Annotated in this window: 12 protein-coding genes; 7 read left to right on the top strand and 5 right to left on the bottom strand. The window is 67.7% G+C overall.

The features are described 5' to 3' along the window. Positions 1-15 precede the first annotated feature (15 nt). Positions 16-1,089: an NAD(P)-dependent alcohol dehydrogenase gene (locus tag E6C72_RS13720; RefSeq protein WP_109086766.1), complete on the top strand. Its 1,074-nt coding sequence runs from the start codon at positions 16-18 to the stop codon at positions 1,087-1,089. 115 nt (positions 1,090-1,204) lie between these two features. Here E6C72_RS13720 and E6C72_RS13715 read toward each other — a convergent pair whose 3' ends face one another. Next, a complete protein-coding gene (locus E6C72_RS13715; RefSeq protein ID WP_109086853.1) occupies positions 1,205-2,473 on the bottom strand; it encodes an ABC transporter substrate-binding protein in 1,269 nt (422 codons plus the stop codon). Positions 2,474-2,721: 248 nt separating this feature from the next. Between E6C72_RS13715 and E6C72_RS13710 the strand changes: the two genes are divergently transcribed. The 4 genes from E6C72_RS13710 (at position 2,722) to E6C72_RS13695 (ending at position 5,557) form a co-directional block, all read left to right on the top strand. Further along, complete coding sequence (locus tag E6C72_RS13710; RefSeq protein ID WP_109086767.1) at positions 2,722-3,471, top strand: response regulator; 750 nt, start codon at positions 2,722-2,724, stop codon at positions 3,469-3,471. After that, the gene (locus E6C72_RS13705) at positions 3,461-4,921 is read left to right on the top strand and encodes an ATP-binding protein (RefSeq protein ID WP_109086768.1); all 1,461 of its coding nucleotides are present in this window, start codon (positions 3,461-3,463) and stop codon (positions 4,919-4,921) included. Before E6C72_RS13710 ends, E6C72_RS13705 begins: the two co-directional genes overlap by 11 nt. Positions 4,922-5,006: 85 nt before the next feature. Next, entirely contained in the window at positions 5,007-5,261 is a 255-nt protein-coding gene (locus E6C72_RS13700) for a type II toxin-antitoxin system CcdA family antitoxin (RefSeq protein ID WP_169055205.1), read from the top strand. Then, complete coding sequence (locus tag E6C72_RS13695; protein WP_109086770.1) at positions 5,261-5,557, top strand: CcdB family protein; 297 nt, start codon at positions 5,261-5,263, stop codon at positions 5,555-5,557. Before E6C72_RS13700 ends, E6C72_RS13695 begins: the two co-directional genes overlap by 1 nt. 112 nt (positions 5,558-5,669) lie before the next feature. On the opposite strand, the gene E6C72_RS13690 is transcribed toward E6C72_RS13695, so the two are convergent. Genes E6C72_RS13690 through E6C72_RS13680 form a run of 3 tightly spaced genes read right to left on the bottom strand, consistent with a single transcriptional unit; the run spans position 5,670 to position 8,629 of the window. Beyond that, positions 5,670-6,779, bottom strand: coding sequence for an ABC transporter ATP-binding protein (locus E6C72_RS13690; protein WP_109086771.1), 1,110 nt, complete (start codon positions 6,777-6,779; stop codon positions 5,670-5,672). 7 nt (positions 6,780-6,786) lie between these two features. Beyond that, positions 6,787-7,668 (bottom strand): carbohydrate ABC transporter permease, encoded by an 882-nt coding sequence (locus E6C72_RS13685; protein ID WP_247875827.1) that lies wholly within the window; start codon positions 7,666-7,668, stop codon positions 6,787-6,789. 1 nt (position 7,669) lies between these two features. Next, positions 7,670-8,629, bottom strand: coding sequence for a carbohydrate ABC transporter permease (locus E6C72_RS13680; protein WP_109086773.1), 960 nt, complete (start codon positions 8,627-8,629; stop codon positions 7,670-7,672). A gap of 344 nt (positions 8,630-8,973) precedes the next feature. Between E6C72_RS13680 and E6C72_RS13675 the strand changes: the two genes are divergently transcribed. Both E6C72_RS13675 and E6C72_RS13670 read left to right on the top strand, forming a co-directional pair. Then, complete coding sequence (locus tag E6C72_RS13675) at positions 8,974-9,387, top strand: ester cyclase (protein WP_109086774.1); 414 nt, start codon at positions 8,974-8,976, stop codon at positions 9,385-9,387. 193 nt (positions 9,388-9,580) lie between these two features. Further along, on the top strand, positions 9,581-10,597 hold the full coding sequence (locus tag E6C72_RS13670; RefSeq protein WP_109086775.1) for an oxidoreductase: 1,017 nt from the start codon (positions 9,581-9,583) through the stop codon (positions 10,595-10,597). A 16-nt stretch (positions 10,598-10,613) separates the two neighbouring features. On the opposite strand, the gene E6C72_RS13665 is transcribed toward E6C72_RS13670, so the two are convergent. Next, positions 10,614-12,242 (bottom strand): iron ABC transporter permease, encoded by a 1,629-nt coding sequence (locus E6C72_RS13665; protein WP_247875818.1) that lies wholly within the window; start codon positions 12,240-12,242, stop codon positions 10,614-10,616. Positions 12,243-12,421: the final 179 nt, after the last annotated feature.

The following is a 12,421-nucleotide window of genomic DNA, read 5'->3' as shown; positions in this document are numbered from 1 at the left end:
GAATGGGAGGACGCCATGGTCATGATGAAAGCGGCGGTGTTTGTCGAACCGGGCCGCATCGTGCTGGACGACAAGCCGATCCCCGACGTCGGACCGCTCGACGCGCTGATCCGCATCACCACGACGACGATCTGCGGCACCGACATTCACATCCTTAAGGGCGAATATCCGGTCGCCCGTGGCCTGACCATCGGGCATGAGCCGGTCGGCATCATCGAGAAGCTGGGCTCCGCCGTCACCGGATACCGCGAGGGGCAGCGGGTGATCGCCGGGGCCATCACCCCCAGCGGGCACAGCAATGCCTGCCTGTGCGGCTGCCATTCCCAGGATGGCGCCGGCACCGCCCATGGCTGGAAGCCGCTGGGTGGCTGGCGCTTCGGCAACAGCATCGACGGCTCGCAGGCCGACTATCTGCTGGTGCCCGACGCGATGGTCAACCTCGCCGCCGTGCCCGACGGGCTGTCGGACGAGGAGGTGCTGATGTGCCCCGACATCATGTCCACCGGCTTTGCCGGGGCAGAGCGCGGCGACATCCGCATCGGCGACACGGTGGCGGTGTTCGCGCAAGGTCCGATCGGCCTGTGCGCCACCGCCGGGGCGAAGCTGAAGGGGGCCACCACCATTATTGGCGTCGACACCGTGCCGGCACGGCTGGAGATGGCACGGCGGATGGGCGCCGACCACGTGGTGGATTTCCGCAGCGTCGACCCGGTGGAGGAGATCATGCGGTTGACCGGCGGCCGCGGTGTCGATGTCGCCATCGAGGCGCTGGGCACCCAGGCGACCTTCGAGGCGGCTCTGCGCGTGCTGCGGCCCGGCGGCACGCTGTCCAGCCTCGGCGTCTATTCCGGCGATCTGCGTCTGCCGCTGGGACCCTTCGCCGCCGGGCTGGGCGACCATACCATCGTCACCTCGCTCTGCCCCGGCGGCAAGGAGCGGATGCGCCGGCTTATGGGTGTCGTCGCCTCCGGCCGCGTCGACCTCAAGCCGCTGGTCACCCACCGCTTCCCGCTGGAGCGGATCGAGGAGGCCTATGAGCTGTTCGGCCACCAGCGTGACGGCGTGCTGAAGGTGGCGATAACACCGTGATTCTGGGCCCCGATGTCAAAACGAAAAGAAGCCCCTCTTCCGGAAGGAGGAGGGGCTTTCCAAGGTCACGCGCAACACCAGAGAAGGAGAGACAACGGGCGAGGAAGATGGAAGCTTACTTCGCCAGATCGACGGCTTCGGCCAGACGCTTCACCGCTTCCTGCGAGGTCATGGTGGAGTTGAAATGGGCGGTGACGACGTCGAGGAAGGCGCCGCGGACGGCGCCGGGGACCGCCATCTCGTGCGCCATCGAGGGCACGGCGCTGTTGGTGTCGATGGCGGTCTTCAGGTCGTCCATCGACTTCACCGCGCATTCGTCGAAGCTGTCGCGCGCCATGTCCTGGCGGGCGGGGATGGAGCCCTTCAGCACGTTGAAGGTCTCCTGGAACTTCTTGCCCAGGATCAGCTTGGCCAGCAGCTTCTGCCCGGCGGCGCGGTCGGCGTTGGCCGAGGTGAACATGACGAAGCTGTCGGAATTGACGATGTAGCCGAACTGGCCCGGCACATGTGCGCAGACGAAATCCTTGCCCGGCACCTTGCCGGCGGCGGTCAGTTCGCCCTTTTCCCAGTCGCCCATGATCTGCATGGCGGCTTGGCCGTTCATCAGCAGGCCGGCGGCGAGGTTCCATTCACGGCCGGGGAAGCCGTCGTCGACATAGCCGCGCAGCTTGCGCATCTGGTCGAACACCTTGACCATCGTGTCGCTGGTCAGCGCCTTGGGGTCCAGCTCCACCAGCGCCTTGCGGTAGAAGTCGGGACCGCCGAGACCGAGGGTGACGTCCTCGAACAGGGCGCCCTCCTGCCAGGGCTGGCCACCATGGGCGAGCGGGATGATGCCGGCGGCCTTCAGCTTGTCGGCGGCGGCGTTGAACTCGTCCCAGGTCTTCGGGATGGCGACGCCGGCCTTCTCCATGACCTTCGGGTTGACCCACATCCAGTTCACGCGGTGGATGTTCACCGGCACGGCGTAGTAATGGCCCTTGTAGGTCACCACGTCGCGGATCTGCGGCGGCAGGATGGCGTCCCAGTTCTCCGCCTTGGCGACCTCGTCCAGCGTCGCCAGCTTGCCCTGCGCCGCCCAGTCCTTGATGTTCGGGCCCTTCAGCTGCACGGCGTTCGGCGGATCGCCGGCCAGCACGCGGGAGCGCAGCACGGTGCTGGCCGCGTCGCCGCCGCCGCCGGCGACCGGGGCGTCGATCCACTTGCCGCCCGCCGCCTCGAAATCCTGGCGCAGCGCACCGGCCGCCTTCGATTCGCCGCCGGAGGTCCAGTAATGCAGAACCTCCACCGCCGGCTCGGCCTGGGCGGGGGCGGCAAGCAGGGCGCCGGCCATCACGGTGGCCAAGGCGGTCATGCTGAGGATTGATTTGCGCAGAGACGGCATTTCGGACATTTCCCCCTGTTCCCTATCTTCGTTCGGTTTCCGACCGGCCGTTTGGCCGCTGGAGGAACTCTATCCCGCGTGCAATTCGATGCCCGGACTATTTGGTAACAACGCCTTTTCACGGCCGCGCCGCTGTTACGCAACCGTTACAAACCGGTTCGCGTGCCACACTGTACCCGGACCGGCGGGGGAGGCTACACTCAGGCCCAACGAACAAGAAAGCCTGGATGAAATAGGGAAGGGACGCCATGGAACGCGCGCGCCATCTCCTGGTCGTGGACGACGATCCCGAGATCCGGGACATGCTGCATGATTTCCTGGTGAAGAGCGGCTTCCGCGTCTCCACCGCCGGCGACGGGCGCGAGATGGCGCGGGTGCTGGCGCAATGGCCGGTCGATCTCATCGTGCTGGACGTCATGCTGCCGGGGGAGGACGGCACCAGCCTGTGCCGCTCGCTGCGCGCCAGGTCGGAAACCCCCGTCATCATGCTGACCGCCATGGGCGGCGAGGTCGACCGCATCGTCGGGCTGGAGGTCGGCGCCGATGATTATCTGGTGAAGCCCTTCAGCGCGCGCGAACTGCTGGCCCGCATCCGCGCCATCCTGCGTCGCTGCGGCGGGCCGGAGCCGGCGCGCGAACGCCCGCGCGTGCTGGGCTTCGCCGGCTGGTCGCTCGACCAGGGAAGGCGGGAACTGCGCACCCCGGACCGGGTGGTGGTGCATCTCAGTCAGGGCGAATACGCCCTGCTCGGCACGCTGCTGGAACGGGCGCCGCAGGTGGTGGAGCGCACCGAACTGCTGGAGAAGCACCGCGGCGACACATCGATTCCCTTCGATCGCAGCATCGACATCCAGATCAGCCGCCTGCGCCGCAAGCTGGAGGAGGGGCCGGGCGGCTTGGCGCTGATCAAGACGGTGCGCGGCATCGGTTACCAGTTCACCGCGGCGGTGGAGGACCAGGGCGAATCGATCTCTTCCGGAATGAGCCGTGGCGCTTGAGCGCTTGCTGCCGGCCCGGCTGCGCGCCGCGCGCCTGCGCCACCGCATCCTGGCGGCGATGGTGGCGCTGCTGGTGCTGACCCATGGCGGGGCGCTGGTCGGCATGCGTCTGGTCGACGACCGGGCGCGGGAGCTGTTGACCGCCCATCGGCTGGGACCGGCGATGGCGGCGGCGGTGGAGGCTGCGGACCGCGCCTTGCTGGACGGCGTCGCCGCCGGGCCGGCGCTGGCGCTGAACGGGCTGCCCGACCTGTCGGTGTCCTGGCAGGGGCCCGGCACCCCGACCGTGCCGTCCGGCTGGATGATGGAGGGGGTGGCCGACGCGCCGCGCCCGGTGTTCGTCGCCGTCCAGCGCGCCCTGTTGTCTGTCCATTCCGCCCGCGCCCAGACGCTCGCCGAATCGCTGTCGCTGGTGGCGGAGGACACGGCGGCCCAGCTGCGCGATGCCCGCGTCTATGTCCAGCTTGCCGGTGGCGGCTGGCTGGAGTTCGCCAGCCCACGCTTCTGGCGGCCGCGGACCACGCCGTTCGAGATGGTGCTGGCCGGGCTTGCGGCCTTCGGTCTGGCGCTGGCGCTGCTGCTCTGGCTGCCCGGCCGGCTGGTCCGCCCGCTTGAATCGCTGGCCGAGCAGGCGACCCGCCCGCACGATCGCCTGCACCCCCGCCCGCTGCCGGAGGACGGGCCGGAGGAGGTCGCCTCGCTCGCCCGTGCCTTCAACCAGGCGCGCAACGCGTTGCGCGACCTGATGGAGGGACGCACCCATCTGCTGGCGGCGATCAGCCACGATTTGCGCACCCCGGCGACGCGGCTGCGGCTCCGTGCCGAATATGTCGATGACGACGCGCTGCGCGCCAAGATGATGGCCGACATCGACGAGATGGCGGCGATGGTCACCGCGACGCTGGAGTTCCTCGGCGACGACGTGCTGCGCGAGGAGGTGGAGGTGGTCGCCTTCGCCAGCCTGTTGCAGAGCCTGTGCGACGATTACGCCGATACCGGCGCTCCGGTCACCTACCACGAGCCGCCGCCGCTGCAATTCGCCGCCGTCCGCACCATCTTCGGTGGCGGGGTGGAGCGCAGCGACCGGTTCGAGCAGGCCCGGCAGCTCCGCCTTGCCGGCCGCCCGTCCAGCCTGCGCCGCGCCTTCGCCAACCTGATCGACAACGCGATCAAATACGGCGAGCGCGCCACCGTCTCCGTCGATGCCGACGCCGCCGAGATCGTGGTCGATGTCTGCGACGAGGGGCCGGGAATTCCGGAAGCGGAGGTCGCCAATGTCTTCAAACCCTTCCTGCGGCTGGAAGGCTCCCGCAACCGCAAGACCGGCGGCAGCGGCCTGGGCCTGTCCATCGTGAAGTCGATCGTCGAGGCGCACCAGGGTCGCATCGAACTGAGCAATCGCGCCAGCGGCGGCCTGCGCGTGCGGGTGACGCTGCCGCGGATGCTGTGAGCGTACCGGTTGCGTTGGAGTGGTTGCGGCTTGATTTGCATCTCGCTCATGCGCATCCTTCATGCGCATTATCATGGAGGCTTTGATGGCCGGGGAGCGCTATTCCTTCGATGTGTCCGCGCCTCGGCGGGCGACGAACGTAAGTCTCAACAGCGATTTGCTGGAGCAGGCGAAGACGCTCGGCATCAACGTGTCGCGCGCCTGCGAACGCGGATTGGCGCAGCAGATCGCCGAACTGCGCGACAGGCAATGGCTGGAGGAGAATCGGGAGGCCATCCAGTCATCCAATGCCTATGTCGAGGCACACGGCCTTCCGCTGGCGAAGAACCGGCCTTACTGATGGCTCGTTTCGACATTCATCGCCGGTTGGATGGGCCGGGCTATCTGCTGGACCTTCAGGCCGACATTCTGCGTGACCTGAACACGCGCTTCGTCGCTCCGCTGCTGCCACCTGAAAAGGCTCCGCGACCGGCTGCGCGCCTCAATCCGGTGTTCTCCGTCGAAGGTCGGCCGCATGTCATGGTCACGCAGTTCGCTGGCGCGGTGACGCTTTCGGAGCTTGGCTCTCAAGTCGGTAACTTGCTGGCTGAGGACACAGCCATCATCGCCGCTTTGGACATGCTGATTGGCGCGTGAGCCGATCCGCCGCAAATCATCACTGTTGGATGCGGACATAAGGCGGGAGAGGCGGTCCGGAAACCGCCTCTCCCGCCATATCACCTGTGACCTGAATTCACAGATGCACGCTTCAAATCCGCTGTTCCGTCTTCGGATCGAACAGGTTGGCCCGCGCCATGTCGATCATGAAGTCGGCGGTCCCGCCTTCCGCCACCCGGTCGCTCGGCTTGATGCGGGCGACCACCTCGTGGCCGTTCAGCTCGACATAGGTGATGGTGTCGGCGCCGGTCGGCTCCAGCACGTTGACGCCGCAGGCCACCTTCACCAGCGCCGGGTTGCCGGCGGCGATGGCGGGGTCGTAGCAGGTGATGGCCTCCGGCCGGATGCCGAGGATCACCTCCTGGCCCAGCCAGTGGCCGGCCTGCTCCGGCGCCTGGAACAGCGGCAGGAAGCCGCTGCGCTCGCGCCCGACGCTGACGCCCAGCCGGTCGCCCTCGGCCGACAGCGTGCCGCGCACGAAATTCATGGTGGGGGAGCCGATGAAGCTCGCCACATACATGTTGGCCGGGCGTTCGTAGACCTCCTGCGGCGGGGCGAACTGCTGGACGACGCCCTCCTTCATGATGGCGATCCGGCTGGCCAGCGTCATCGCCTCGATCTGGTCGTGGGTGACGTAGACCACGGTGGTGCCGAGCCGCTGGTGCAGTTTCTTGATCTCGGTGCGCATGTCGACGCGCAGCTTGGCGTCCAGGTTGGACAGCGGCTCGTCGAACAGGAACACCTTGGGGTCGCGCACCAAGGCGCGGCCCATGGCGACGCGCTGGCGCTGGCCGCCCGACAGCTGCGCCGGCTTGCGGTCGAGCAGATGCTCGATCTGCAACAGCTTGGCGACGCGGCGGACGGCGCCCTCGCGCTCCGGCTTGGCCTGCCCGCGCATCTCCAGCGAGAAGCCGATGTTCCGCGCCACCGTCATGTTGGGATAGAGCGCGTAGGACTGGAACACCATGGCGATGTCGCGGTCCTTGGGATGGACCTCGTTGACGACGCGCTGGTCGATGCGGATCTCGCCGGCGCTGATCGTCTCCAGACCGGCGATCATGTTGAGCAGGGTAGATTTCCCGCAGCCCGACGGACCGAGCAGGACGAGGAATTCGCCGTCCGTCAGGTCCAGGTCGATGCCCTTCAGGACTTCGACGCTGCCATACTGCTTGCGGACGTTGTTGATGCTGAGAGTCGCCATCGGAAGATCACCCCTTGACGGAGCCGGCGGTCAGACCGCGGATGAAGTATTTGCCGGCGAGCACATAGACGACGAGGGTGGGCAGGCCGGCGATCATCGCCGCCGCCATGTCGACGTTGTACTGCTTCACGCCGGTGGTGGTGTTGACGAGGTTGTTCAGCGCGACCGTCACCGGCTGTGCGCCGCCCGCCGCGAAGGACGCCCCGAACAGGAAGTCGTTCCAGATCTGGGTGAACTGCCAGATGATCGTCACGACGAGGATCGGCAACGACAGCGGCAGCATGATCTTGGTGAAGATCTGGAAGAAGCCGGCGCCGTCGATGGTCGCGGCCTTCACCAGATCGTCGGGGATGCTGACATAGTAATTGCGGAAGAACAAAGTGGTGAAGGCGAGGCCGTACACCACGTGGACCAGGATCAGCCCGCCGGCGCTGCCGGCCAGCCCGAACGCGCCCAGCGTCTGCGCCATCGGCAGCAGGATCACCTGCGACGGCAGGAAGCTGCCGAACAGGATCATGCCGAAGACGATGTTGGCGCCGCGGAACCGCCACTTGGTCAGGGCATAGCCGTTCAGCGCCCCGAAGAAGGTGGAGATGACCACCGCCGGCCCGACGATGACGATGGAGTTGAGGAAATAGGGCGCCATGCCCCGGCAATCGGCGCCGATGCAGGCACGGTTCCAGGCATAGCTCCAGGCGTCCAGGCTGAAATCGCGCGGCAGCGACAGCAGCGATCCGGTGCGGATCTCCTCCGGGCTCTTGAAGGAGGTCGTAATCATCAGCAGCAGCGGCAGCAGGTAATAGGCCGCGAACAGCAGGAGGATCAGGTACAGGCCCCAGCGGGCGAGGCGGGCGCCGGTGCCCTGCGCCGGCGGCAGGGCGGAGGTCAGGCTAGACACGCTTGCCTCCCTTCAGTTCGGAATAGAGGTAGGGCACGATGATCGCCACCACGGTCGCCAGCATCATCAGCGCGCTGGCCGAGCCGATGGCGATCTGGTTGCGGCGGAAGGTCATCTCGTACATGAAGGTCGCCGGCAGGTCGGACGCATAGCCGGGACCGCCGCCGGTCAGCGCCACCACGAGGTCGTAGCTCTTGACCGCGAGGTGGGCGAGGATGACGAAGGCGCTCATGAACACCGGCCGGATCGACGGCAGGACGATGCCCCAATAGATGCGCGGCAGGCTGGCGCCGTCGAGATAGGCCGCCTTGATGATCTCCTGATCGACACCGCGCAGTGCGGCCAGGAACAGCGCCATCACGAAGCCGGAACTTTGCCACACCGCGGCGATCACCAGCGTGTAGACGGCGGTGTCCTGCTGGACGATCCAGTCGAAGGTGAAGCCGGGGAAGCCGAGGTCGCGGACGAACTGCTGGATGCCGATGGACGGGTTCAGGATCCATTTCCAGGCGGTGCCGGTGACGATGAAGCTGAGCGCCATCGGGTAGAGATAGATGGTGCGCAGCACCCCTTCGCCGCGGATGCGCTGGTCGAGCAGCACCGCCAGCAGGATGCCGATGATCAGGCTGACGCCGATGAACAACCCGCCGAAGATCAGCAGGTTTTCGATGGCGACGTACCAGCGATCGATCCGCCACAGCTTGGAGAAGGCGTCGGTGCCGACCAGCTCGTAGGACGGCAGCATCTTGGAATTGGTGAAGCTGATATAGACCGTCCAGACGATGAAGCCGTAGACGAACAGCAGGATCGCCGCGAAGGACGGGGCGACCACCAGCTTCGAGAGATGCCGCTGCGCCAGCGCACGCAGCCCGCCCGTCTTGTGCGGAGTGGCGTTGCCGGGAGCGGCCTCTTCCCCGGCGGCCGGCCGGTAGGATGGGTTCTGCAAGGTCATGGTGCGATACCCGGCGGGCTCTGGGCCGGCTTCGCACACGGATGCAGGTCGCGCATGTCGGTTCCCTCCCGTGACGCGTTGCTGTTGGACCGCAACATGACGGTCGTTCGCTTGGCGGTCACTGTACGCTGCCGATGATGCGGAGGGCGGACAATTTGGTAACGCGGCGCTTTCCCGGCGCCCGCGTTGTTACGCAGCTGTTACAGACCAAGGCTGGAACGCGAGGGTGGAGTGCGCGAATTTCCTCCGGAGCGCCGGCTTTCCTGACTAGGACACGGCTTTCCTTGCTCCTGGCGGATTGCACCGGATAGCCATATATCAGGCTCCGGATGAAGGGAGGCGGTATGTCGGTTCAGGATGCGAAAACGGTGGTTCGGCGCTTCAACGAGGAAGTCATCGCGGGTGGCGACCGGGCTGCTTTCGAGAAGTTGATGGCTCCGGGCTTCGTCAATAGGTCCGCGCCCGCCGGCGCTCCGGCAGACGCGGAGAGCATGTGGAACACCTTTCAGAACGTCCTCCGCCCAGCGCTGGCGGGGCTGACCGTCACGATCCACGATCAGGTCGGAGAAGGCGACAAGGTTACGACGCGGAAGACAATCTCGGGCACCCATGTCGGCCCGTTTCTCGGCGTCGAAGCGACGGGAAGGCAGGTCAGCATCGACGTGATCGACATCGTGCGGGTGGAGGATGGCCGCTATGCGGAGCATTGGGGTATCAACACCCTTGCTGCCGTGCTGACCAGTTTGAAGCAAGGCTGAACCCGTTCCGGTCGAAGCGATCGTGACCGAAGGAACCGTATGTCCTCTGGCGCGCGATTACCGGCAGGACACGGGTACGGCAAGCCTGGAGCACACCCGCCCGAGCCTGGAAGGCCGCCCCGCCCATGGCGCCTCATCGCGCCATCGGGGCGGTGACATGCCGGGCAACAGAGCAAAAGAGGATCTTGAGACGATGAAGAGCCTGTCGGTCGGTCTGCTCGGCTTCGGCCTTGCCGGGTCTGTGTTTCACGCCCCGCTGATCCGCAGCGAACCGCGGTTGCGCCTGACGGCGGTCGCCAGCTCGCGTATCGACGACATCCGCCGCAGCGCCCCGGGGGTGGAGCCGACGACGGCCGAGGCGGTGATCGCCGACCCGAGCATCGACCTTGTGGTCGTCGCCACTCCCAACACCAGCCACGCCTCCCTGGCCCGCGAGGCGTTGCTGGCCGGCAAGCATGTGGTGATCGACAAGCCGGTGGCGACCAGCGCGGCGGAGGCCGATGAGCTGATCGACCTTGCCGAGCGGCAGGGGCTGCTGCTGAGCGTCTTCCACAACCGGCGCTGGGACAACGATTTCCTGACCTTGCGCGCCTGCCTGGAGGCGGGCGAGGTCGGCCGGCCCTATCACTACGAGGCGCATTTCGACCGCTTCCGCCCGCAGATCAAGCAGGGCTGGCGCGAGCAGACGCTGGCCGGTTCGGGTGTGCTCTTCGACCTCGGCGCCCACCTGATCGATCAGGCACTGACCCTGTTCGGCATGCCTGACCGCATCCTCGCCGATGTCGGCGCCCAGCGTCCGGACGCGCAGGTCGACGACTGGTTCCACATCGTGCTTGGCTATGGCCCGATGCGGGCGATCCTGCATTGCGGAACGGTGATCTGCCGGCCGGGGCCACGCTTTCAACTGCATGGTGACGGCGGCAGTTTTCTCAAGCACGGCATGGACGGGCAGGAGGCGGCCCTGCGCGCCGGCCGCCTGCCGACCGAACCCGGCTGGGGAAGCGACGATCCGGAGAATTTCGCCCTGCTGGTCCAGGCCGATGGGACGGAGCGGCGGGTGGAGACCATGCCCGGCGATTATCCCGCCTTTTACCGCGGCGTGGCGGCGGCCATCCTCGACGGCGCTCCGCTGCCTGTGACCGCCGAGCAGGCGCGCGACGTGCTGAGCGTGCTGGAGGCGGTGCGCAAGGCGGCGGGGCTGACCGACTGAGCGGGATTAACCGCGCTCAACTTCGCCAGGGCACGACACCCGGCGGGAGGCGTCGGCCCAGCGCTCCGGCGGCCAGCATCGCCGCCAGCACGACCAGGATGGCGATGACGCCCAGGGCGGCACCCAACGTCGGGCTCCCGCCCTCCTCCAGCGCATAGACGACGACGCCCAGCGTCTCGCGCCCCTGCGACCACAGCAGGATGGAGACGGTCAGCTCGTTGAAGGCGGTCAGGAAGACCAGCAGCCCGCCGGCTGCCGCCGCCGGGGCGACCAGCGGCGCCACCACCGTCACCAGACGCCGCAACGGTCCGGCCCCGAGCGCACGCGCCGCTTCTTCGACGGTCGGATCGAGCGCGGCGCAGGCCGCCTGCACCGGTCGCAGGGCCAGCGGCAGGAAGCGGACCAGATAGGCCGCCAGGATGATCCACAGCGTGCCGTACAGGCTGACGCCCAGCCCCGGCAACGGCTTCAGGAACAGCAGGATGCAGCCGATGCCCAGCACCACGCCCGGCACGGCATGCGGCAGTTCCACCAGCACACCGATCGCCCGCGCGATCCGACCGTTTCCGCCGGCAAGCGCCATGGCATGGGCGAGCGGCACCGCCAGCAGGGCGAGCAGCGCTGCCGCCGATCCCGACAGCAGCAGCGAATTGGCGAAGGCCCGTCCGACCTGATCGAGCGCCAGCACCTCGCGGTAATGGGCCAGCGTCAGCGTGCCGAAGCCGATCGGCAGGCCGTAGACGCTGACAAGGCTGGTCGCCAGCAGCGCCGTCAGCGGAGCCGCCACCAACAGCGCCAGCACCGTCCAGGCCAGCAGTTCGACCAGCGCGCGGGCCGACCCGAGCGGCACCGCCGCCAGCGGCCGGGCACCACCGGGCAGACGGCTGGCGATGCGGGTCTGGAGGATGGTCTGAAGGGCGATGCCCAGGCAGGCGACGATGCCGATCAGGGCCGCCAGGACCGCCACTTCCGGCAGGGCCGACGGGCCGAAACCGGCCAGCCGGCGGTAGATCAGTGTCGGCAGCATGGGAATGCCCGCAGGGACGCCGAGCAGCGCCGGCACACCGAAATTCCCCAGCGCCGCGACGAAGGCCATGGCGAGCCCGGCGATCAGCCCCGGCAGGCAGAGCGGCAGCACGACGCCGCGTATCGCGTGCCACGGTCCGGCGCCGGATGCCCGCGCCGCCTCCAGCACGTCGCCGGGGATGGCGCGCAGTGCAGCCCGCAGGGCGAGGAAAACCAGTGGCGCATGCTCGATCCCCATCACCAGCATCATGCCGGCGGACGACTGCACCGGGTTCGCCGTGCCGACCGCCGGGGCGATGCCGAGCGGCTTCAGGATCGGACTCCCGGAACTGGCGAGGTGGGTCCAGGCCATCGCCACGATCTGCGGCGGGATCATCAGCGGCAGGATCAGGGCAAAGGTCATCGCGGTGCGGGCGCGCAGGTTCGTCAGCCCGATCAGCAGGGCGAAGGGAGCGCCGATCAGCGCCGCCGCCAGCGTGGCCCCGGCCGCTATGGCGAGGCTGTTGGTGGTGGCCCGCCACGTTGCGGGGGAATCGAGCACGCGGGTCAGCACCGTCGCGTCGCCGGCTTCCCACAGCAGGCGCAACACGGGGAGAAGCACCAGCAGGCCGACGAGCAAGGGCCAGCCGGGCAGGGTGGAGAGAATGCCTGTGAAGGCCCCTCGCGCCCTTCGCCCCCCCGGGGCGATCTCCCTCTCCCCTCCGGGGAGAGGGTCGGGGTGAGGGGGATGCACTGCGTGGATTTTCACGGGAGTAACGGGGTGCGCGATTCTTGAAGATCCCTGCAACGCACCCCCCT

This window comes from Azospirillum sp. TSH100, assembly GCF_004923295.1.
Classification (GTDB): Bacteria; Pseudomonadota; Alphaproteobacteria; order Azospirillales; family Azospirillaceae; genus Azospirillum.
Note: the sequence above shows the minus strand (reverse complement) of the source record. Positions and strands in the feature narration are given on the sequence as shown.